Below are 21034 nucleotides of genomic sequence, written 5' to 3'. Positions count from 1 at the left end.
AACGACGACCCAAATCGTTTCCGCTGCTCACCGAACCCCGCCGCCGCGCTCGTGCTCGCGTTCGCCGGCACGGACATCCGAAGAAACTTAAGTAAGTGCCATTCGAATCTGACCCCAATTTCCGTGGCTGCGCGGCAGGGCAGTTTTCTACAATGCCGGTCATGTTTGTCCACCTGCGCCTGCACACTGAATTTTCCGTCGTTGACGGCACCTTGCGTATCGATGATCTGGCCCAGGCGGCGGCTGCGGATGGGCAGCCGGCGCTGGCGATGACGGACCTGAACAACCTTTTTGGTGCCGTCAAGTTTTACAAGACGCTGCGCGGCAAGGGCGTGAAGCCGGTCTTGGGCGCCGAGGTTTTCGTCGAAGGCGAAGCCGGCGCGGCGCCCAGCCGCATGCTGCTGCTGGTGCAAAACCGCGATGGCTACCTCAACCTGTGCGAGTTGCTCACGCGCGCCTGGACGCGCAACGTGGTCAAAGCGCAGGGCGTGTGCACCTGGGGCTGGCTGCAGGAGCTGAACGCGGGGCTGATCGCGCTGTCGGGCGCGCAGGCCGGGCCCGTGGGGCAGGCGCTGCTCAAGGGCGACGAGGCGGGCGCGGCGCAACTGGCGCTGCGGCTGGCGGGCATCTATGCACACCGCTTTTACCTGGAGCTGCAGCGCGCCGGGCGCGCCGACGACGAGGCCCACGTTACGGCGGCGGTGCAGCTCGCGGCACGGCTCGGGCTGCCCGTGGTGGCCACGCACCCGGTGCAGTTCGCCACCGAAGACGACTACGAGGCGCACGAGGCGCGCGTGTGCATTGCCGAAGGGGAGATTCTGGGCAACCAGCGGCGCGTGCGCCGGTTTACGCGCGAGCAGTATTTCAAGTCCCAGGCCCAGATGCAGGCGCTGTTTGCCGACCTGCCATCGGCGCTCGAAAACACGCTGGAGATCGCGCGCCGCTGCAACCTGAGCCTGGTGCTCGGCAAGCCTCAGCTGCCCGACTACCCCACGCCCGGCGGCATGCCGATCGACGCATACTTTCGCGTCGCCTCGTTCGAGGGGCTGGAGCAGCGCCTCGCGCAGTTCTACCCCGACGCCGCCGAACGCGAGCGCCAGCGCCCGCGCTACGTGGAGCGCCTGGAGTTCGAGATCGGCACCATCCTGACGATGGGCTTTCCGGGCTACTTTTTGATCGTGAGCGACTTCATCAACTGGGCCAAGAACCATGCCTGCCCGGTGGGGCCGGGGCGCGGCTCGGGTGCGGGCTCGCTCGTGGCGTATGCGCTCAAGATCACGGACCTCGACCCGCTGCAATACAACCTGCTGTTCGAGCGCTTCCTGAACCCCGAGCGCGTGTCCATGCCCGACTTCGACATCGATTTTTGCCAGGCCAACCGCGACCGCGTGATCGACTACGTCAAGGAAAAGTACGGCAAGGACGCGGTGAGCCAGATCGCCACCTTCGGCACCATGGCGGCGCGCGCGGCGATCCGCGACGTGGGCCGGGTGCTGGACATGAGCTACACCTTTTGCGACGGCATCAGCAAGCTGATCCCCAACAAGCCGGGCCAGCACATCACCATCGCCGGGGCGATCGAGGCCGAGCCGGTGCTGGCCGAGCGCCTGGCGCGCGAGGACGAGGTCAAGACCTTGCTCGCGCTCGCGCAAAAGCTCGAGGGCCTCACGCGCAACGTGGGCATGCACGCGGGCGGGGTGCTGATCGCGCCGGGCAAGCTCACCGATTTTTGCCCGCTGTACCAGCAGCCCGGCAGCGACTCGGCCGTGAGCCAGTACGACAAGGACGACGTGGAGGCCATCGGCCTCGTGAAGTTCGACTTTCTGGGTCTGGCCACGCTGACGATTCTGGAGCTTGCGCGCGAATTCATCGTGCAGCGCCACCAGGGGCAGGAGCATTTTGCGTTCGAGCAGATCCCGCTCGACGACGCCGCGACCTACCGGCTGTTCCAGGAGGGCAAGACCGAGGCGGTGTTCCAGTTTGAAAGCCGCGGCATGCAGGGCATGCTGCGCGAGGCGCGGCCCACGCGGCTTGAAGACCTGATCGCGCTGAACGCGCTCTACCGCCCTGGCCCCATGGACCTGATCCCGAGCTTCGTCGCACGCAAGCACGGCAAGGAGACCGTCGAGTACCCGCACCCGCTGGTCGAAAAGGTGCTGGCCGAGACCTACGGCATCATGGTCTATCAGGAACAGGTGATGCAGACCGCGCAGGTGCTGGGCGGTTATTCGCTAGGCGGCGCCGACATGCTGCGCCGCGCCATGGGCAAGAAAAAGCCCGAGGAAATGGCCCAGCACCGCGCCATCTTCCGTGAGGGAGCGGCCAGGAACGGCATCAGCGAGCAAAAGGCCGATGAGGTGTTCGACCTCATGGAAAAGTTCGCGGGCTACGGCTTCAACAAGTCGCACGCGGCTGCGTACTCGCTGCTGGCCTACCACACGGCCTGGCTCAAGGTGCACTACACGGCCGAGTTCTTCTGCGCCAACATGACCATCGAAATGGACGACACCGACAAGCTCAAGGTGTTGTTCGAAGACGCGCAGAAATTCGGCATCCGCTTCGAGCCGCCCGACGTCAACCGCGGCAGCTACCGCTTCGAGCCGGTCAGCAACGCGGTGATCCGCTACGGCCTGGGCGCCGTCAAGGGCACGGGGCAGCAGGCGATCGAGGCCATCGTCGCGGCGCGCGAAGGGCGCGGCAGCGGGCCGCAAGGCGGGGTGGCGGGGCCGTTCCAGAGCCTGTTCGACTTTTGCGTGCGCGTCGATCGCACGCGCCTGAACAAGCGCACCGTCGAGGCGCTGGTCAAGGCCGGCGCCTTCGATGCGCTGCACCCCGACCGCGCCGCGCTCGCCGCGTCCATAGACCGCGCGTTCGAGTTTGCCGCCGCCACGCTCGCGAATGCCAACCAGGGCGGCCTGTTCGACCTGATGGGCGACGACGCGCAGGGCTCGAGCACGCAGGAGCCCGACCTCGTGGCGGTGCCGCCCTGGGGCGTGCGCGAGCGCCTCATGCATGAGAAAACCGCGGTGGGTTTTTACCTCTCGGGCCATTTGTTCGACGAAGTCGCCGCCGAGGTGCGCCGCTTCGTGCGCACGCCCATTGCTGAGATACAGGACAGCCGCGAGCCGCAGCTGCTCGCGGGCATCGTGAGCGACTTTCGTGTGATCAACGGCCAGCGCGGCAAGATGGGTTTGTTTCGCCTCGACGACCAGTCGGACGTGATCGAGGCTTCGGCCGACGAAGCGCTGCTGAACGCCTGCCGCAACCAGCTCAAGGAGGACGAATTCATCGTCGTCAGCGGCCGCGTGCAGCAGGACCACTTCAGCGGCGGGCTGCGCCTCAAGGTGCAGCAGGTCTGGGATTTGCCCACGGCGCGCTGCCGCTTCGGCAAATACCTGCACGTGCCCGTGGGCGCGCAGCGGCCCGACGTGGGGCGCCTGCTCGGCGAATTTCCGCCGCGCCGCGAGGTCACGCCCGAGGCCGAATTGCTGCATGGCCTGCGCGTGCGCCTTGGGTTGCGCTGCACCGATGCACAAGGGGCGGCCGTGGCCGAGCTGCAGCTGGGCGACGCCTTTCGCGCCTTTCCGTCGGACGCGGCATTGGCCGCCTGGAGTGCGCACACCGAGGGCCAGGCAGCGTCGGTTGTGTATGAATGACGACAAAAACGGCAAGGCGCTGGCGCCTGTGCGGCTACAGATTCGCGGGTGCCGCGGCGCCGGGCTGCGGCTGTGCAAAGCCGGCTACGGCCCGAATTTTGCTTGCCATGTGCTTGAATTTAGCTTTGCAGGCATTACATCCGGCAGCAGGCAGCGGTTTTCGCGGCTCGCTAGAATGATTTTCATGGCAACGCAATCTCCATCCCCACCTTTCGCGCCGCCCACCGTCCGGCCTGCACCGGATGAAGGTGATGCCGTCGTGCTCGAAAGAGTGCCGCAAAAAACCGAACCACCGAAGATGTACCAGGTGGTGATGCTCAACGACGACTACACGCCCATGGAGTTCGTCGTCGTGGTGTTGCAGGAGTTCTTCGGGAAAGACCTGGAGACGGCGACGCAGATCATGCTCAAAATCCACCTTGAGGGCAAAGGCGTGTGCGGCGTGTATTCGCGCGACGTTGCAGGCACCAAGGTGGATCAGGTGCTCGACGCCGCGAACAAGGCCGGGCACCCTTTGCAATGTGTCAGTGAGCCCGTGCATTGAGGGCTCATCCATACCGGTATATAAATATCCCTTCCACGCAAGCACAAAGGAGTTCACATGATTGCCCAGGAACTGGAAGTCAGCTTGCATATGGCCTTCGTCGAGGCCCGTCAGCAGCGCCACGAGTTCATCACCGTGGAGCATCTGTTGCTTGCATTGCTCGATAACCCCAGCGCAGCCGAGGTGCTGCGCGCATGTGCCGCCAACATCGACGACCTGCGCGCGGCGCTCTCCAACTTCATCAAGGACAATACGCCGCAGGTGGCGGGCACCGACGATGTCGATACCCAGCCCACGCTGGGCTTTCAGCGCGTGATCCAGCGCGCGATCATGCACGTGCAAAGCACGGGCAACGGCAAGAAAGAGGTCACGGGCGCGAACGTGCTCGTCGCGATCTTCGGCGAAAAAGACTCGCACGCCGTCTATTACCTGCACCAGCAGGGTGTGACGCGCCTGGACGTGGTCAACTACATCGCGCACGGCATCCGCAAGGGCGAGCCGTCCGAGCCCGCCAAGCCAGAAAGCACGGGCGAAGCGGAAGAGGGCGCAAGCAGCGAGCGCAACGAAAAGGCCTCGCCGCTCGACCAGTTCACGCAAAACCTCAACCAGCTCGCCAAAGAGGGCAAGATCGACCCTCTCATCGGCCGCCATTACGAGGTCGAGCGCACCATCCAAATTCTGTGCCGCCGGCGCAAGAACAACCCCTTGCTCGTGGGCGAGGCGGGCGTGGGCAAGACGGCCATCGCCGAGGGCCTGGCCTGGCGCATCACACAGGGCGACGTGCCCGAAATCCTCGCCGACGCTACCGTGTATGCACTCGACATGGGCGCGCTGCTCGCGGGCACCAAGTACCGCGGCGACTTCGAGCAGCGCCTCAAAGGCGTGCTCAAGGCGCTCAAGGACAAGCCCAAGGGCATTTTGTTCATCGACGAAATCCACACGCTGATCGGCGCGGGTGCGGCCTCGGGCGGCACGCTCGACGCGTCCAACCTGCTCAAGCCGGCGCTCTCGAGCGGCCAGCTCAAATGCATAGGCGCGACCACGTTCAGCGAATACCGTGGCATCTTCGAAAAAGACGCGGCCTTGTCGCGGCGCTTCCAGAAGATCGACGTGGTCGAGCCCAGCGTGGCCGAAACCATAGACATCCTCAAGGGCCTCAAGTCGCGCTTCGAGGAGCACCACAGCGTGAAGTATTCGGCCACCGCGCTGCAGGCTGCGGCCGAGCTGTCGGCCAAATACATCAACGACCGCCATCTGCCCGACAAGGCCATCGACGTGATCGACGAAGCCGGTGCGGCGCAGCGCATTCTCACGCCGAACAAGCGCAAGAAGACCATCGGCAAGTCCGAGATCGAAGACATCGTCGCGAAGATCGCGCGCATTCCGCCCGCGAGCGTCTCGAACGATGACCGCGGCAAGCTGCAGACGCTCGAGCGTGACCTGAAGAGCGTGGTGTTCGGCCAGGACAAGGCGCTCGAAGTGCTCGCCAGCGCCGTGAAGATGGCGCGCTCGGGCCTGGGCAAGCCGGACAAGCCGATCGGATCGTTCCTGTTCAGTGGCCCCACGGGCGTGGGCAAGACCGAGGCGGCCAAGCAGCTGGCCTACATCCTCGGCATCGAGCTGATCCGCTTCGACATGTCCGAATACATGGAGCGCCACGCCGTGAGCCGCCTGATCGGCGCGCCCCCGGGCTACGTGGGGTTCGACCAGGGCGGGCTGCTCACCGAAGCCATCAGCAAGAAGCCACACGCCGTGCTGCTGCTCGACGAAATCGAAAAAGCGCACCCGGACATCTTCAACGTGCTGCTGCAGGTGATGGACCACGGCACGCTCACGGACAACAACGGGCGCAAGGCCGACTTCCGCAACGTCATCATCATCATGACGACGAACGCGGGCGCCGAGACCATGAACAAGGCCACGATTGGCTTCACGACGCAGCGCCAGCCCGGCGACGAAATGGGTGACATCAAGCGCCTGTTCACGCCCGAGTTCCGCAACCGGCTCGATGCCATCGTGAGCTTCAAGCCGCTCGACGAGCAGGTCATCCTGCGCGTGGTGGACAAGTTCCTGCTGCAGCTCGAACAGCAGCTCGCCGAAAAGAAGGTCGAAGTCACCTTTACCGACAAGCTGCGCAAGTACCTCGCGAAGAAGGGGTTCGACCCGCTCATGGGCGCACGGCCCATGCAGCGCCTGATCCAGGACACGATACGCCGCGCCCTGGCCGACGAGCTGCTGTTCGGCCGCCTGATCGAGGGCGGGCGCCTCACGGTGGACCTGGACGACAAGGACGAAGTGGTGCTCGACATTACCGCGCTGCCCAAGAAAGACCGTCCGGCGCGTTCGGAGCCCGCGGAGCCTGAAGAGGCGACGGCGGACTGACGCATAGACGCTGCCATAGAGGCCGCCATCGACGAGGGCCGGCAAGCCGAAAAGGCTTGCCGGCCCTCTTTTTTGCGGGCTGGCCGAAACTGCGCTGGGCAGTGACAAACTACCGAACGTTTGTTATAAACAGGGCTTTTATACAGGAGGCCACACCATGCGCATCGGCAGCGTCGAATTCGAAAAAAAAGGGCGTATCGCCTACATCACCCTCGATGAGCCCTCCAAGCTCAACGCCTTGTCCGCGGGCATCCGCGAGGGCGTGACCGAGAGCCTGGCCATGATCGAGGCCGACGATGAAATCCGCGTCGGCATCATCACGGGCCGCGGCGACAAGGCCTTTTGCGCGGGCGCCGACATCAGCGGCTTTCCCGTCACGCCCGAGCAGACGCGCCAGTTCATCGCCACCATCCTGCCCTTTCTGGAGTCGCCCGAGCGCTGCCGCAAGCCCTTGATCGCAGCCGTCAACGGCATGGCCTTTGGCGGCGGTTTCGAGCTCGCGATCGCGTGCGACTTCATCCTTGCCTCCGAGCGTGCCAAGTTCGGCGTGCCTGAAATTCAACTGGGCCTGCTGCCGGGCTTTGCCGTGGTGCGCCTGCACGAGATCGTCGGCCGTCCCAAGGCCAAGGAGCTGAGCATGCTCGGCGAGCCCATAGACGCAACCGAGGCCGTGCGCCTGGGCATTGCGCTGCGCACCGTGCCGCACGAAAAGTTGCTCGAAGAAGCGACGGCCTTCGCCGAAAAGCTTGCGGCCAAACCGCGCATGGCCGTGGAGATGGCCAAGTCGTTCTACAACCGCGGCCTGGGTGGCGACGAAATGCGTTACGCGTGTGACGCTTTCCCGTTCCTGTTCTTGACCGAGGACGTCAAAGAGGGCGTTTCGGCCTTTCGCGCAAAGCGCAAGCCGCAATTCGGTTGAGCCAAGCGATTGGCCGGCGCACGCCGGCTTGCCGTGGCCACCCAAGCCGGTGGGCAAAACCATGCCAAGGAGACGAAAGCAATGACGATTCGCGTAGAAACCGTGGGCGGTGTCGCCAAGGTCACCATAGACAACCCCGCGCAGAAGAATGCGCTGACCAACGACATGAAGGTGCAGCTGCTTGAGGCCTTCCGCAGCTTTGCCGACGATGACGCCGTGCGCGCCGTCGTCCTGACCGGCGCGGGCAATGCGTTTTGCGCGGGTTCGGACGTCAGCTCCATGGGCAAGATGGACATGCGCGGCGGCCGGCACCGGCTGCATGTCGCGCATTCCATGCTGCGCGCCATGGTGCACCTCGAAAAGCCCATCCTCGCGGCCGTGCGCGGGCCCGCGGTGGGCGTGGGTTGGAGCATGGCCATGGCGTGCGATTACATCCTCGCCTCGCCGCAGGCCAAATTCGGGCAGGTGTTCAAGAAGGTCGGCCTTGCGCCCGACGGCGGCTCGGTGTTCCTGCTGAGCCAGTACGTGGGCGTGCTGCGCGCGAAAGAGCTGGTGCTCTCGGGGCGCATGCTTTCGGGTGAGGAGGCGCTCAAGCTCGACCTCGTGACCGAGCTCGTCGAGGACGAGCGGCTCGAAGCGCGTGCCATGGAGCTCGCGAGCGACTGGGCGCAGTCGGCCACGCTCGCGCTGGGCATGGCCAAGTGCATGTTCGTGGGTGCGGCGGGGGTGAATTTCGACACCTTCCTCGAGCTCGAATCGCACGTGCAAAACCAGCTGCTCGTGACCCACGACCACAAAGAGGGCGTCGCGGCTTTCCTGGAAAAGCGCACGCCCAAGTTCATCGGCTCCTGAAGTTTTGGGCGCCGCAGGTGCGGCCGGCATTGGCGCTGCGCTTTTTCCTCGGCGGCCACCAGCTGCATCCAATTTGAGAGCAAGACACCATGACCTCCCCCCACATTCCCGCCGGCGAGCTCGAAGAGTTTCGCGCGGCCGTGCGCAAGTTTGCCGTCGATGCGTTTGCCGCCAAGGCCGCATACTGGGACGAAAAAGAAGAATTCCCGCAAGAAAACCGCGAGCTGCTCGCCAGGCTTGGCTACCTGGGCCTGGTGATCCCCGAGCAGTACGGCGGCTCGGGCCTGTCGATCTTGCACGCGACGGTGTTCCTCGAGGAAATCTCGCGCGTGTGCTTCAACACGGCGCTCGTGTGCCAGGTGGCGATCAACGGCCCCTCGCGTGCGATCGAGATTCTGGGCTCGGAAGAGCAGAAAAAGCGCCTGCTGCCCAAGTGCGTGTCGGGCGAGTACATGTTCGGTATCGGCATGAGCGAGCCCGGCGCCGGCTCGGCCACCACCGACATGGTCACCCACGCCACGCCCGACGGCGACGGCTGGCGGCTCAACGGCCACAAGGTGTTTTGCACGGGCGGCCACCTGGCCACGCACGTGCTTGTGTTTGCGCGCTTCGGCAAGACCAAGGGCGCGCACGGCATAGGCGCGGTGATCGTCGAAAAAGGCATGCCGGGCTTTACCGTCGGCAAGCCGGATCGCAAGATGGGCGGGCGCGGCGTGGCCGAGGCCGAGCTGTATTTCGACAACGTGCACATCCCCAAGGAAAACGTGCTCATGGTCGGCGACGAAAACTCGACCAAGAGCTTTCGCGTGCTCATGAGCTCCTTTGGCCCTGAGCGCGTGGGCAACGCCGCGATGTGCCTGGGCGTGGCGCACGAGGCGCTCGAGCTCGCCGTGGCCTACTCCAAGGAGCGCCACCAGTTCGGGCGGCCGATCTGCGAATTCCAGGGCATCCAGTGGAAGATCGCCGACATGGCCACGCAGATCCACGCCACGCGGCTCATGGTGCACCACGCGGCCACGCACCTCGAAAACGGCTTTCCGAACCCGCTCGCGGCTGCGCAGGCCAAGCTCTACGCGAACGAAATGGTGCAGCGCGTGACCAACGAGGCGCTGCAGATCCACGGCCACTACGGCTTCACGCGCGACTTCCCGCTCGAGCGCATGGTGCGCGACTCGCGCGGCTTTGCGCTCGGCGGCGGCACCGTGGAGATTCTGCGCAACACCATCGCCTCCATCGTCTATGGCCGCAGCTTCAACCAGCGGCGCGATTGATGCAAGGATTTTGCTGCAAAAAAAGGAGCTGCTTGCGCTGTTTGAATGAGCGCTGAGTGGCTATTTCATATATAGAAAATCGCTATTTCAAATATAGCATTCCGAACCCGCACGCAGCGGCGCGAAAGGACACCCGATGGACTTCAGCTTCACCGAAGAACAGAACATGCTGCGCGAGAGCGTGCGCAAGATGCTCGACCGCATCGCCACGCCCGCCTATGTGCGTGCGATGGACCAAGAGGCGCGCTACCCCTACGAGGTCTATGACGCGATCGTCGAAATGGGCCTGATCAGCATGGTCTTCCCCGAGGCGTACGGCGGCCTCGGCGGCAACGTGATCGACTTCGTCATCATCGCTGAGGAGCTCGGGCGCAAGAGCTACGACCTCATGGGCGCCTACGGCACTTCGGTGTTCAACGGCCTCAATCTGCTGCACAACGGCAGCGAGGCGCAAAAGCGCCACTATCTGCCCAAGCTGATGTCGGGCGAGATCCGCATGTCGATCTCCATGACCGAGCCTGACGCGGGCTCGGACGCCGGCGCCATGCGCACCTTTGCGCGGCGCGAGGGCGACGAATGGGTGATCAACGGGCAAAAGGTGTTTTCCACCGGCGCAGGCGCCAAGAACAACATCATTTCGCTCTACGCCAAGACCGACAACAGCGTGCACTACCGCAAGGGCATCTCGCTGTTTCTCGTGGACAACACGCTGCCGGGCCTACGGCTGCGCAAGCTCGACACGCTGGGGCGGCGCTCGCTCGGCACCTACGAGGTGTTTTTCGACAACGTGCGCATTCCGGCCGATTGCATCGTCGGCGAGCCCAACCGCGGCTGGGACTACATGCTCTCGGGCCTGCAGCTCGAGCGCCTCATGACCACCGCGGCCTACTGCGGCGCCGCGCAGGACGTGGTCGATCAGGCGCTGGCCTACGCCAAGGAGCGCAAGCAGTTCGGCAAGCCGATCGGCAACTTTCAGGCGATTGCGCACATGCTCGCCGACATGCAGACCGACGTCGAGGCGAGCCGTCTGCTGATGCTGCACTCCGCCTGGCTGCTCGCGCAGGGCAAGGACGCGCTCAAGGTGCTGTCCATGGCCAAGCTGTTCGGCTCCGAAGCCTACGTGCGCGCTGCAAACAACGGCATGCAAATCATGGGCGGCTACGGCTACATCAAGGAGTTCGACATGCAGCGGCACTTCCGTGACGCGCGCGTGACCACGATCACCGCGGGCACTTCGCAGGTGCAGCGCAACCTCATCGCCAAGCTGATGGGGCTCGATCCGAAGTGAGTGACGCAGCGCACGAAGGTCCGGCGCAAAAATGCCGGAGCCGGGAAGCTGCTGTGCGCTACAGCTTGCGCAGCCGCTGCAGCGCCAAGTGCAGCGTTGCGTCTTTTTTCGCGAAGCAAAAGCGCACCACGCGCTGGTCGAAACCCTTGCCATAGAAGGCCGAGAGCGGAATCGCGGCCACGCCGATTTCGCGTGTGAGCCATTGGCAGAAGTCGGCCTCGCCCAAGTCGCTCACGGCCGAAATGTCCACGCACTGGAAGTAGCTGCCCGCGCAAGGCAGCAGGCGCAGGCGCGAGCCGGCCAGCCCCGCGCGGAACAGGTCGCGCTTGGCCTGGTAGAACGCGGGCAGCTGCAGGTAGGGCGCGGGGTTTTGCAGGTAGCTGGCCAGGCCGTGCTGCATGGGCGTGTTCACGGTGAAGACGTTGAACTGGTGCACCTTGCGAAACTCGGCCGTGAGCGCTGCGGGCGCCGCCACGGTGCCGACCTTCCAGCCCGTGACGTGGAAGGTCTTGCCGAAGCTCGAGACGATGAAGGCGCGCGCCGCGAGCCCCGCAAAGCGTGCGACGCTCTGGTGCTCGACGCCGTCGAACACCATGTGTTCATAGACCTCGTCGCTGATCAAGAGCACGTCGGTGGGCGCGAGCAGCTCCTGCAAAGTGAGCATGTCCTGCGCGCTCCAGACCGTGGCGCTGGGGTTGTGCGGGCTGTTGATGAGCAGCGCGCGCGTGCGCGGCGAGAGTGCCGCGGCGATTTTGTCGAAATCGGGCCGGAAGCTCCCGGGCGTGAGCGGCACGCGCACCACAGTGCCGCCCGCGAGCGCGATGTTGGGCGCATAGCTGTCGTAGCAGGGCTCGAGCACGATCACCTCGTCGCCCGGACGCACGCAGGCGAGGATGGCCGTGAGGATTGCCTGCGTGGCCCCGGCGGTGATGGTGATTTCGCTGTCGGCGCTGTATTTGCGGCCGTGCAACGCTTCTATTTTGGAAGCGACCGCGCTGCGCAAGGCGGGCACGCCGGGCATGGGCGGATATTGGTTGTGGCCCGCGCGCATGGCCTGATACACGGCCTCCACGAGTGCCGGGTCGCAGTCGAAGTCGGGAAAGCCCTGGCCAAGGTTCACGGCGCCCACTTCTGCGGCGAGCGCCGACATCACGGTGAAGATGGTGGTGCCGACTTCGGGCAGTTTGCTGTGCAGTGCGGGCGTGCGGACGATGGGCGCGGTCATGGCGTTGGAGGGGGCGGATGGAGAGGGGGCTGTCAGAGTTCGTAATCGTGCACATGCCCGGTCATGGCGCGGGCGATGAGTTCGCGGCTCAGGCGCGGGCTCAGCAGTTCGGCAAAGCGATAGACGAAATTGCGCAGGTAGGCGCCGCGCTTGAAGGCCACGCGCGTGACGTTCTGCCCGAACAGGTGGCCGAGCGGGCGCACCACGAGGTCGCCCACGGGGTCGTCCTTCATGGCCATTTCGGCCACGATGCCTATGCCCAGGCCCAGACGCACGTAGGTTTTGATCACGTCCGAGTCTATGGCTTCGAGCACGATGCGCGGCTGCAGCTGGCGCGTGGCAAACGCCTGGTCGATCTTGCCGCGCCCGGTGAACGAGGGGTGGTAGGTAATGAGCGGCTCGTGTGCGATGTCTTCGAGGCCCACGCGCTCTTTGTGCACCAGCGGGTGCGCGGGCGGCAGCACCAGCACGTGCGCCCATTCGTAGCAGGGCAGGGTGACGAGGTCAGGGTAGTCGGCCAGCGATTCGGTGGCGATGCCGATTTCCGCGACCTCGTCGAGCACCATGCGCGCCACCTCCTGCGGCGTGGCCTGGTGCAGGCTGATGTTCACCTTGGGGTAGGCTTCGCGCAGGCGCGCCACCGAAGTGGGCAGCACGTAGCGCGCCTGCGTGTGCGTGGTGGCGATGCTCAGCGTGCCGCTGTCCTGAGCGCTGAATTCGTCGCCTATGCGCTTGAGGTTGCCGACCTCGCGCAGGATGATCTGAATGCTTTGCAGCACCTGCTGGCCCGGCTCGGTGATGCGCTTGAGGCGCTTGCCATGGCGCGCAAAAATTTCGATGCCGAGCTCCTCTTCGAGCTCGATGATGGCCTTGGAGACGCCCGGCTGCGAGGTGTGCAGGGCCTTGGCCGCCTCGGTCAGATTGAGGTTGCGCCGCACGGCTTCCTGGACGAAACGGAATTGATGCAGATTCATGGTTTTTTAATTCTAAAGAATTGCATCATTATGCGCAAAACGTCTAAGAACCTGNTGGGCAAGGCGGGCAACGACGAGCGTGGCCGTTTGCTGCCATGCCCTTCGGGTTGCCCCGCAAAGGCAGCGTCTGCGGCGTTGCCCATCCTCGCCGCACATCGGTGCGGCTTGCGGTGGGCGCCTTGCAGCCACTGCCTTTGCGGGGCAACGTACCCTATGAAAAGACTCTGAACAGGTTCTAAGGCGGCGACTCGCAGGCGATGGCAGCCATGAGCGCCGTGATGCGCGGGTCTTCGCCGATGGCGCCCTGCAGTGTGAAGCGCACCGCCGGATGGGCTGCCTGCAGCTGCGCGAGCAATTGCGGAAGGTCTTCGCGGGCGTGTTTGCCTGTGCCTAAAAACATCGGCATGACGCAGATGTGTTCTGCGCTTTGTGCTATCAAATCTGCTGCAGCTTCGGCGAGTGTGGGAGCACAGCATTCGAGGTAGGCGCAGCGCACCAGGCGTTCGGGGTGGTGCTGGCGGATGTACGCTGCCACCGCCTCTATGGGCGCGCGCCAGAGCGGATCGCGCGAGCCGTGCGCAAACAGGACGATGGCCGGGGCGCTGGGCGGCATGGGCGCCCCTTCAGCGGCGCAGCACCAGCCAGCCGAAGGCAGCCAGCGACAGCAGCGAATAAATCAGGCTGGGCGCTGCGGCGGCGATCCAGGGCGACAGGCTTTGCAGGTTGCCCACGTGGCTGAACAGGTTGTTGAGCAGGAAAAAGCTCAGCCCCGCCATGATGCCGCCGAACACCTGCGCCGAAATGCCGCCCGAGCGGAAGTGCAGGTAGGCAAACGGCAGCGCCAGCACCACCATGACCAGGCAGCTCAGCGGGTAAAACACCTTGCGGCCGAGCTCGATTTCGTAGCGCTGCGCCGTCTGGCCGTTGGCCTTGAGGTGGCGGATGTATTCGAACAGGTCGAGCGTGGTCATGCGTTCGCGCTTGCGCAAGGTGGCCGACACCATCTCGGCCTTGATGTGCGTAGGCCAGGCCAGCGTGGCCGCCTGCGTGCGCTCGACCCAGGCGTGGGCCTCGTCCTCGAGGTGAAAGCGGCTGCGCTGCGCTTGCTCCAGCACCCAGGACGCCCCGTCTTCGCCAAAGTGCGCAGACGCCGCGTGCGTGTGGGCTGCGAGCTGGCCCTTGGCGTCGAACTCGAAAATGCGCACGTCCAGCATCTTGCCGCCTGGCGCAAGGGCGCGCACGTTCACGGCAAAGGAGTTGTCCTGCTGGCGTTCCTTGAGCCAGGCGCCCATGGCCTTGGAGCTGATGCGCCCGGTGAAACGCATTTTGAGGGTCTCGGCCAGGCGATCGCATTGGGGCGCCACATAGTCGCCCACGACGAAGGTCAGCACGACGAAGAATCCGCCCAGCAGCAGCAGCGTGCGCAGCGCCTGCCCCGGCCCCATGCCGCTGGTGCGCATGATGGTGAATTCGGAGCTTTGCGCGAACCGCGCCATCACGAAAATGGTGCCAATGAGCACCGTGATGGGCAGCAGCTCGTACAAGTGGCCGGGCACGGTCAGTGCCGTGACGAGGAGCGCGCGCGCAAAATCGTAGCCTTGCGCGCTGTAGCGGTTTACCGAGCGCAGTTCATCGACCAAGTCGAAAAAGAAGAACAGCGCCAGAAAGAGCAGTGTGGCATACGCGACGGACACGAGTGCCTCGCGGTGGATCATGCGGCGCAGGGTTTTCATGCGTGCCTCCGGGACCACCACGTGCGCCAGGACCAGCCGTTGTGCCGCGCGGTGAGCACGAGGGCGCCCAGCGCCAGCATGCCCGCGTGCAGCAGCAGCATGAAGGGAACGAAGCGCACCCTGCCAGCGGCAACCCAGGTCTGCCCCAAAGTCATGCAGTTCAAATAGACGATGAAAGCCAGCAGGGCCAGCACCAGGCTGCTGCTGCGCCCCGCGCGCGGATTGACGCTGGCCAGCGCCAGCCCCAGCACCACGAGGTTGAAGGCCGCAAGCATCTGCCCCACGCGCCAGCCCAGCTCGCCCAGATTCAGGGGTGTGGGCTGCGCGATCAGCCGCTGCGTGGGGAGCGTGTTGACGTCTGGGTTGTCTATGGGGTTGGGCGGGGCGGCGCCGATGCGGATGCCGTATTCGACGAACTCGCTCACGCGCAGCGTCGGCTGGTCCTGCGCCGACTCCAGGCGCTGCCCGTGGCTGAGCAGGGCAAAGCGATCGGGCCCCATGGTCTGCAGCCGTGCGCTGCGTGCCGAGGTAATGGATTCGGACGTGCCTTTTTGATCCACCACGAGCACGTTGTTGCCCCTTTGTTTGCCCTCGGGGTCTTTCTCGATGAAGAACACGCGATTGCCGCTGGCCGACTCCTGAAATTCACCGGGGGCGACGCGATCGACGTCGCCGCGCTGCTCGTAGCGCACTTTCAGCTCTTGAATCTGGGTATTGGCCCAGGGCCAGACGCCCAGCGCGAGCACGGCCACGACCGCGATCACCGGCCAGGCAAAGCGCAGCAGCGGCGGCAGCAGACGCGCGAGCCCCTGGCCGCTCGCAAACCAGATGACCATTTCGCTGTCGCGGTACATGCGCGAGAGCACGGCGACCACGGTGATGAAAAGGCTCAGACTCAGGATGGTGGGCAGATAGCCCAGCACCGAAAAGCCCATGACCAGCGTCACATCGGCAGGGTTGACGCTGCCGCGCGTGGCCTGGCCGAGGGTGCGGATCAGCACCATGGTCATGACCACCGTCACCAGCACCACGAGGGTGGCACCGAAGCTGCGCGCGAGCTCCTTGCGTAGAGATGAATCGAATAACATTGCTGTGAACCCAGATTGTCCGTGAGGCTGTGCTGCGCACCTACGCGGGCGCTGGCGGACGCCTGCCGGTCATTTTGGCCGCTGCTTCGGCGTCCATGGCACCGGCCATGGACTTATCAGCAGCGACCAAACTGCCTCGCCAGCCGCCGCGCCAGCATCCCGCGTCCTCATGGACAATCCGGGTCAAAGGAAAACGCCAATTATGAACTTTGCACTCCAAACCCTGAACCTGGCCGCAGCGGCCACCGAGAAATGTGATCTTTTGGTCGTGCCCGTGGCCGAGGGCTTTGCGCCCGGCGCAGACGCCCTGTCCGTGCTCGCGGCGCGGGCGCTCGACAAAGGTGATCTGGCCACCAAGCCGGGCAAGCATCTGCACCTGTACCAGCCGCCCGCTGTGGGGGCGCGGCGGGTGTTGCTGCTCGGTGTCGGCAACGGCTCGCCGGACGCCGTCCGAAAGGCGCTGCTCGCGGTGAGCGCAGACTTCAAGGCCCCTGCGGTGCGCCAGGCCGTGGTGTACCTGGGTGAGGCGACGCCGGCGCTCGTGGCCGCGGCGGTGCAGGCTGTGGCCGAAGCGAGCTATGTTTACATCACCACCAAACCCAAGGCCGAGGCCGCCAATCTGCAAAAAGTGACCATAGGCGTGGCCCTGGAAGCCGAGGTGCGCACGGCCTTTGCGCAGGCGGTGGCGCTCGTGCAGGGGCAAAATCTTGCACGCGAATGGGGCAATCGCCCCGCCAACCATGCCACCCCGAGCCAGCTCGCGGAGCTGGCCAAGTCCCTTGCGCGGCACGCTCGCATCGATTGCAAGGTGCACGGCCCCGAAGAGGTGGCGCGCCTGGGCATGGGGGCGTTTCTGGCCGTGGCGCGGGGCTCCAAGGAGCCGCTGCGCTTCATCGAGCTGCACTACCGCGGCGCCGACAAAAAGCAGGCCCCCGTGGTGCTCGTGGGCAAGGGCATCACCTTCGACTCGGGTGGCATTTCGATCAAGCCAGGCCCGGAAATGGACGAGATGAAGTTCGACATGTGCGGCGCCGCGAGCGTGCTCGGCGTGTTCCGCGCGCTGGCCGAGTTGCAGCCGGCGATCAACGTGGTCGGCCTCATTCCGGCCTGCGAGAACCTGCCCGACGGCCGCGCCCTGAAGCCCGGCGACGTGGTCACGAGCATGAGCGGGCAGACCATAGAGGTGCTCAACACCGATGCCGAGGGCCGCCTCATCCTCTGCGATGCGCTGACCTATGCGACGCGCTTCAAACCAGCAGCGCTGGTTGACATCGCCACGCTCACCGGGGCCTGCGTGATCGCGCTCGGCGGCGTGCGCAGCGGGTTGTATGCGACGGATGATGCGCTGGCAGCGCAGTTGAGTGCAGCCGGCGACGCGGCGCTCGACCTGTGCTGGCGCATGCCGCTTGACGAAGAGTACGCCGAAGGGCTCAAAAGCAATTTCGCCGACGTGGCCAATGTGGCAGGGCGACCCGCGGGCTCCGTCACGGCGGCCAAATTCTTGCAGCGCTTCGTGGGCGAATTCCCCTGGGCGCACCTGGACATCGCCGGCACGGCCTGGAAAGGCGGCACCGCAAAGGGTGCGACGGGGCGGCCTGTGGGTTTGTTGCTGCACTTTTTGCTGAATCGGGCGCAGCAGGCCCAGCCGGATCGGGCGCCTGCCAAGAAGGCGGCGCGTGCAGGCCGCACTGCGGCAGGCGCCAAGGGTTGAGCCTGGCGGCAGGCGTGCGCCTTGGGAAGCGTTGACGTATGACGGCGATTGCCTTTCACTTCAATGTGCCGGACAAACTCTCCTATGCCTGCCGGTTTGCACGCAAGGCCTTGCGCAGCGGTTCCCGGCTGGTGATCGTGGGCCCCGAGCAGACGCTTGCGCAGCTCGACGACATGCTGTGGCAGCTTGCGCCGCAGGACTTCGTTGCCCATTGCCGGGCCGATGCGGATGTAGAGTTGCTGCATGCCTCGCCCGTGGTGCTTGCCCCCGCCGCGCAGCTCGCGCGGCACCGGGAGCTGCTGTTGAACATGGGCAGCACCGTCCCCGATGGCTACGCGGCGTTCGCGCGGCTGGTGGAGGTCGTTGCCAGTAACGACGAGGCCGACCGCCGTCAGGCCCGCACGCGCTGGCGGCATTACGCGGCCCAGGGCCACGAGATCGAGCGCCACGATGTGGTGCTAGCCGGAGGAGCTGCCTGATGTCCTTTGCTGCCAAACCGCCATCCTCTTTGCCGCGTTTCGTGCCGACGCTCACGGATGTGGTGCACGAGCCAGAGGTTCTGCCTTCAGACGCGCCTGCACCCGTCGCGCCTGCGCCCGTCGTGCCTGAAGGAATGGAGGAAGCCATCGTGCACCGCGTCATGCAGCGGGTGGACATGGCGCTCGATCAGCGCTTGCGCGAGGCGATTGCGCTCGTGGTGCAGGAGCAGACACGCTCCTTGCTGCCCCGTTTGCGCGAAGAGGTCGAATCGGTGCTGCGGCAAACCGTTTACGAAGCCGTGGCCGAAGAGCTGGCCGAGGGCAGCGCAAAAATCTGATCCGGGTTTTCCCTTGTCGTATCGATGTCTTTCGCATTGCCCCATTCGGCGTCTGGCCCACAAATTGCGTTATGTTTCGCGTGTTGAGATATAAAAGTTTTCTCAGCATTCATCTTTACCGGAGAATTTGTATGCAACTGAAGTTGAAATTGACGATGCTGGCTGCCCTCGCCGCTGCGGCGGGTGCTGCCTCGGCGCAGGAACAAGTCATCAAGATCGGTCATGTGGCGCCGCTTTCGGGCCCGCAGGCGCATTACGGAAAGGACAATGAAAACGGCGCGCGCATGGCCATCGAAGAGCTGAATGCGCGCGGCATGACGATTGCCGGCAAGAAGGTCAAGTTCGAGCTGGTGGCCGAAGACGATGCTGCTGATCCGAAACAGGGCACGGCGGTTGCCCAAAAACTGTGCGACGCCAAGGTTGCCGGCGTGGTCGGTCACCTCAACTCCGGCACCACGATCCCGGCCGCCAAGGTGTACAACGATTGCGGCATTCCGCACATCACGGGCTCCTCGACCAATCCCGCCCTGATGAAGCCCGGCTACAACACGTCGTTCCGCATCATTGCCAACGACAATGCGCTGGGTGCGGGGCTCGCGTCTTACGCGGCAAATACGCTCAAGCTCAAGACCGTGGCGATCGTCGATGACCGCACCGCCTACGGCCAGGGCGTGGCAGAGGCCTTCAAGAAGACCGCGCTTGCCAAGGGCATGAAGGTCGTGGACGAAGAGTTCACCAACGACAAGGCCACTGACTTCATGGCCATTTTGACGGCCATCAAGTCCAAGAACCCCGACGCTGTTTTCTTTGGCGGCATGGATCCGCAGGCTGGACCGATGCTGCGCCAGATGGAGCAGCTGGGCCTGACCAAGACGAAGTTCTTCGGTGGTGACGGCGTCTGCACGACGGAAATCGCCAAGCTCGCCGCAGGCGCCAAGACGCTGGAGAATGTGGTCTGCGCAGAAGGCGGCACTTCGCTCGCCAAAATGCCGGGCGGCCTGGCCTGGAAGGCGCGCTATGACGCCAAATACCCTGGCCAGTACCAGATTTACAGCCCTTACACCTATGACGCGACCATGTTGTTCGCAGACGCCATGAAGCGCGCCAACTCCTGGGATCCCAAGGTTTACATCCCTGAGCTGCTGAAGTCCAATTACAAAGGGGTGACGGCGAACATTGCGTTCGAGCCCAACGGCGATATGAAGAACCCCGCCATTTCCTTGTACTACTACAAGGATGGCAAGAAGACGCCGCTGAACTGATCGCCTCGCGCTGGCCGCGTCGAGCCTGCGTTGCCCTGTGAGTGCGGGGCGATGCAGGCTTTTTTCATGCGCGGCCGGCGCCGTCCCCGTCCGTGGGGGCAAACAAATCCCAGCAGGCGATGAACAGTGCGGCGATCGTGGGGCCTATGACGAAGCCCGTGAGGCCAAATAGCGCCATGCCGCCCAGCGTGGAAATCAGCACCACGTAGTCGGGCATGCGCGTATCCTTGCCGACCAGGATGGGGCGCAGCAGGTTGTCGATCAGCCCGATCACGCCCATGCCGAACGCGGCGAGCACCAGGCCCTGCCAGACGGCACCGGTGGCCAGAAAATAGATCGCCACCGGCGCCCAGATCAAGCCCGCGCCTATGGCCGGCAGCAGCGACAGGAAGGCCATCAGCACCCCCCACAGTACGGGCCCCTGGATACCCAAAACCCAGAAAATGAACCCTCCGAGCGCCCCCTGGCAGGCCGCGACGACCAGGTTGCCCTTGATGGTGGCGCGGATCACGGTGGTGAACTTGTCAGCCAATTGGCGTTTGTGGCTGCGATCCAGCGGGATGGCGTGGCTGACGCGGGCGAGCAGTTCGGCGCCGTCGCGCAGCAGGAAAAAAAGCAGGTACAGCATCACGCCGAAGCCCACGAAAAACTGCAGCGTGTTCTGGCCGATGCTGAGCACCCTGGTGGCGACGAACTGGCTGATCTGGCCTGCTGCGGCCACCAGTCTGGCCTGCACTTCGCTGACCGTGGTCAGGTGAAAACGGTCGAGCAAGTCAACCAGCCACGACGGTAGAGCGTCTATGACCTGCTGCAGATACAGACCGAAATTGAGCTGCCCGGAACTCACGCGCTCGTACACCGCGCCAGCCTCCTGAACCAGCGAAACGCCGAGCAGCGCCATCGGCAGGATCACGCCCAGCAGACACAGCACCAGCGTCAACAGTGCCGCCAGGTTGCGCCGGCCGGGCATGCGGCGCTGCAGCTTGCGATGCAGCGGCGTGAACAGGATCGCCAGCGCGCTGCCCCAGAAAATCGCACCATGGAACTGCCACAGAATCGCGCCAAAGGCCACAGTGACCAAAGTCAGCAACAGGGCAAAGGTCTTGTTTTGCAATGCGGGGGAACTCATGGGGCAGATGTGATGGAGGGGCAGGGGGCGGAGCAATGTGCAGACGCCACACTGTAAGCGACTTGCCCATGCGCACGCGGGTGCGATTCAAACTGATGTGCCCATCAAGCCGCATAAAGGTAAGTGGTAGCCCAGTAGCTGGCCCACTCGCTGTTTGCGCGGTTGACGCGAAGGGCAAGCATG

The 21034-nt window shown here is 64.6% G+C and carries 17 protein-coding genes; 11 read left to right on the top strand and 6 right to left on the bottom strand.

Annotated elements, in window-relative coordinates; translation table 11 throughout:
• Nucleotides 1-161: 161 nt before the first annotated feature.
• From dnaE to PYV55_RS13855, 7 genes are all read left to right on the top strand, one after another.
• Nucleotides 162-3656, top strand: a complete 3495-nt coding sequence (dnaE, locus tag PYV55_RS13885; protein WP_275852312.1) for a DNA polymerase III subunit alpha — start codon at nucleotides 162-164, stop codon at nucleotides 3654-3656.
• Between the two features lie 184 nt (nucleotides 3657-3840).
• Complete coding sequence (gene clpS, locus PYV55_RS13880; RefSeq protein ID WP_275852309.1) at nucleotides 3841-4200, top strand: ATP-dependent Clp protease adapter ClpS; 360 nt, start codon at nucleotides 3841-3843, stop codon at nucleotides 4198-4200.
• A gap of 57 nt (nucleotides 4201-4257) precedes the next feature.
• Nucleotides 4258-6582, top strand: coding sequence for an ATP-dependent Clp protease ATP-binding subunit ClpA (clpA, locus tag PYV55_RS13875; protein ID WP_275852306.1), 2325 nt, complete (start codon nucleotides 4258-4260; stop codon nucleotides 6580-6582).
• 157 nt (nucleotides 6583-6739) lie between these two features.
• Nucleotides 6740-7501, top strand: a complete 762-nt coding sequence (locus PYV55_RS13870; protein ID WP_275852302.1) for an enoyl-CoA hydratase/isomerase family protein — start codon at nucleotides 6740-6742, stop codon at nucleotides 7499-7501.
• 81 nt (nucleotides 7502-7582) lie between these two features.
• Nucleotides 7583-8353 (top strand): enoyl-CoA hydratase/isomerase family protein, encoded by a 771-nt coding sequence (locus tag PYV55_RS13865; RefSeq protein ID WP_275852299.1) that lies wholly within the window; start codon nucleotides 7583-7585, stop codon nucleotides 8351-8353.
• 89 nt (nucleotides 8354-8442) lie between these two features.
• Nucleotides 8443-9624 (top strand): acyl-CoA dehydrogenase family protein, encoded by a 1182-nt coding sequence (locus PYV55_RS13860; protein WP_275852296.1) that lies wholly within the window; start codon nucleotides 8443-8445, stop codon nucleotides 9622-9624.
• Nucleotides 9625-9760: 136 nt separating this feature from the next.
• Nucleotides 9761-10912: an acyl-CoA dehydrogenase family protein gene (locus PYV55_RS13855; protein ID WP_275852294.1), complete on the top strand. Its 1152-nt coding sequence runs from the start codon at nucleotides 9761-9763 to the stop codon at nucleotides 10910-10912.
• Between the two features lie 58 nt (nucleotides 10913-10970).
• Here PYV55_RS13855 and PYV55_RS13850 read toward each other — a convergent pair whose 3' ends face one another.
• The 5 genes from PYV55_RS13850 to lptF form a co-directional block, all read right to left on the bottom strand.
• Nucleotides 10971-12137: a pyridoxal phosphate-dependent aminotransferase gene (locus PYV55_RS13850; RefSeq protein WP_275852291.1), complete on the bottom strand. Its 1167-nt coding sequence runs from the start codon at nucleotides 12135-12137 to the stop codon at nucleotides 10971-10973.
• A gap of 32 nt (nucleotides 12138-12169) precedes the next feature.
• A complete protein-coding gene (locus PYV55_RS13845; protein ID WP_275852288.1) occupies nucleotides 12170-13111 on the bottom strand; it encodes a CysB family HTH-type transcriptional regulator in 942 nt (313 codons plus the stop codon).
• Between the two features lie 235 nt (nucleotides 13112-13346).
• Complete coding sequence (locus PYV55_RS13840) at nucleotides 13347-13724, bottom strand: sirohydrochlorin chelatase (protein WP_275852285.1); 378 nt, start codon at nucleotides 13722-13724, stop codon at nucleotides 13347-13349.
• A gap of 10 nt (nucleotides 13725-13734) precedes the next feature.
• Nucleotides 13735-14844 carry an LPS export ABC transporter permease LptG gene (lptG, locus tag PYV55_RS13835; RefSeq protein WP_275852282.1) on the bottom strand — a complete coding sequence of 370 codons (1110 nt, stop codon included), beginning with the start codon at nucleotides 14842-14844 and terminating at the stop codon, nucleotides 13735-13737.
• Complete coding sequence (lptF, locus tag PYV55_RS13830) at nucleotides 14841-15932, bottom strand: LPS export ABC transporter permease LptF (RefSeq protein ID WP_275852279.1); 1092 nt, start codon at nucleotides 15930-15932, stop codon at nucleotides 14841-14843. Before lptF ends, lptG begins: the two co-directional genes overlap by 4 nt.
• Nucleotides 15933-16134: 202 nt before the next feature.
• Between lptF and PYV55_RS13825 the strand changes: the two genes are divergently transcribed.
• From PYV55_RS13825 to PYV55_RS13810, 4 genes are all read left to right on the top strand, one after another.
• Nucleotides 16135-17643, top strand: a complete 1509-nt coding sequence (locus PYV55_RS13825) for a leucyl aminopeptidase (RefSeq protein WP_275852275.1) — start codon at nucleotides 16135-16137, stop codon at nucleotides 17641-17643.
• A gap of 38 nt (nucleotides 17644-17681) precedes the next feature.
• Nucleotides 17682-18122 carry a DNA polymerase III subunit chi gene (locus tag PYV55_RS13820; RefSeq protein WP_144734838.1) on the top strand — a complete coding sequence of 147 codons (441 nt, stop codon included), beginning with the start codon at nucleotides 17682-17684 and terminating at the stop codon, nucleotides 18120-18122.
• The gene (locus tag PYV55_RS13815; RefSeq protein WP_275852272.1) at nucleotides 18122-18460 is read left to right on the top strand and encodes a hypothetical protein; all 339 of its coding nucleotides are present in this window, start codon (nucleotides 18122-18124) and stop codon (nucleotides 18458-18460) included. Before PYV55_RS13820 ends, PYV55_RS13815 begins: the two co-directional genes overlap by 1 nt.
• Nucleotides 18461-18591: 131 nt before the next feature.
• On the top strand, nucleotides 18592-19722 hold the full coding sequence (locus PYV55_RS13810; protein WP_275852314.1) for a branched-chain amino acid ABC transporter substrate-binding protein: 1131 nt from the start codon (nucleotides 18592-18594) through the stop codon (nucleotides 19720-19722).
• Between the two features lie 64 nt (nucleotides 19723-19786).
• Here the strand turns inward: PYV55_RS13810 and PYV55_RS13805 are convergent, their stop codons facing one another.
• Nucleotides 19787-20851: an AI-2E family transporter gene (locus tag PYV55_RS13805; RefSeq protein ID WP_275852269.1), complete on the bottom strand. Its 1065-nt coding sequence runs from the start codon at nucleotides 20849-20851 to the stop codon at nucleotides 19787-19789.
• Nucleotides 20852-21034 lie beyond the last annotated feature (183 nt).

The organism is Extensimonas soli, from assembly GCF_029211265.1.
GTDB classification, from domain to species: Bacteria; Pseudomonadota; Gammaproteobacteria; order Burkholderiales; family Burkholderiaceae_C; genus Extensimonas; species Extensimonas soli.
Note: the sequence above shows the minus strand (reverse complement) of the source record. Positions and strands in the feature narration are given on the sequence as shown.

What these genes read in the sequence shown, in the direction of transcription:
- PYV55_RS13810 (WP_275852314.1), top strand. Translation starts at nt 18,592, where the DNA reads ATGCAACTGAAGTTGAAATTGACGATGCTGGCTGCCCTCGCCGCTGCG.
- clpA (WP_275852306.1), top strand. Translation starts at nt 4,258, where the DNA reads ATGATTGCCCAGGAACTGGAAGTCAGCTTGCATATGGCCTTCGTCGAG.
- lptG (WP_275852282.1), bottom strand. Translation starts at nt 14,844, where the DNA reads ATGAAAACCCTGCGCCGCATGATCCACCGCGAGGCACTCGTGTCCGTC.
- lptF (WP_275852279.1), bottom strand. Translation starts at nt 15,932, where the DNA reads ATGTTATTCGATTCATCTCTACGCAAGGAGCTCGCGCGCAGCTTCGGT.
- PYV55_RS13805 (WP_275852269.1), bottom strand. Translation starts at nt 20,851, where the DNA reads ATGAGTTCCCCCGCATTGCAAAACAAGACCTTTGCCCTGTTGCTGACT.
- PYV55_RS13815 (WP_275852272.1), top strand. Translation starts at nt 18,122, where the DNA reads ATGTCCTTTGCTGCCAAACCGCCATCCTCTTTGCCGCGTTTCGTGCCG.
- PYV55_RS13870 (WP_275852302.1), top strand. Translation starts at nt 6,740, where the DNA reads ATGCGCATCGGCAGCGTCGAATTCGAAAAAAAAGGGCGTATCGCCTAC.
- PYV55_RS13850 (WP_275852291.1), bottom strand. Translation starts at nt 12,137, where the DNA reads ATGACCGCGCCCATCGTCCGCACGCCCGCACTGCACAGCAAACTGCCC.
- PYV55_RS13860 (WP_275852296.1), top strand. Translation starts at nt 8,443, where the DNA reads ATGACCTCCCCCCACATTCCCGCCGGCGAGCTCGAAGAGTTTCGCGCG.
- clpS (WP_275852309.1), top strand. Translation starts at nt 3,841, where the DNA reads ATGGCAACGCAATCTCCATCCCCACCTTTCGCGCCGCCCACCGTCCGG.
- PYV55_RS13845 (WP_275852288.1), bottom strand. Translation starts at nt 13,111, where the DNA reads ATGAATCTGCATCAATTCCGTTTCGTCCAGGAAGCCGTGCGGCGCAAC.
- PYV55_RS13865 (WP_275852299.1), top strand. Translation starts at nt 7,583, where the DNA reads ATGACGATTCGCGTAGAAACCGTGGGCGGTGTCGCCAAGGTCACCATA.
- dnaE (WP_275852312.1), top strand. Translation starts at nt 162, where the DNA reads ATGTTTGTCCACCTGCGCCTGCACACTGAATTTTCCGTCGTTGACGGC.
- PYV55_RS13820 (WP_144734838.1), top strand. Translation starts at nt 17,682, where the DNA reads ATGACGGCGATTGCCTTTCACTTCAATGTGCCGGACAAACTCTCCTAT.
- PYV55_RS13825 (WP_275852275.1), top strand. Translation starts at nt 16,135, where the DNA reads ATGAACTTTGCACTCCAAACCCTGAACCTGGCCGCAGCGGCCACCGAG.
- PYV55_RS13855 (WP_275852294.1), top strand. Translation starts at nt 9,761, where the DNA reads ATGGACTTCAGCTTCACCGAAGAACAGAACATGCTGCGCGAGAGCGTG.
- PYV55_RS13840 (WP_275852285.1), bottom strand. Translation starts at nt 13,724, where the DNA reads ATGCCGCCCAGCGCCCCGGCCATCGTCCTGTTTGCGCACGGCTCGCGC.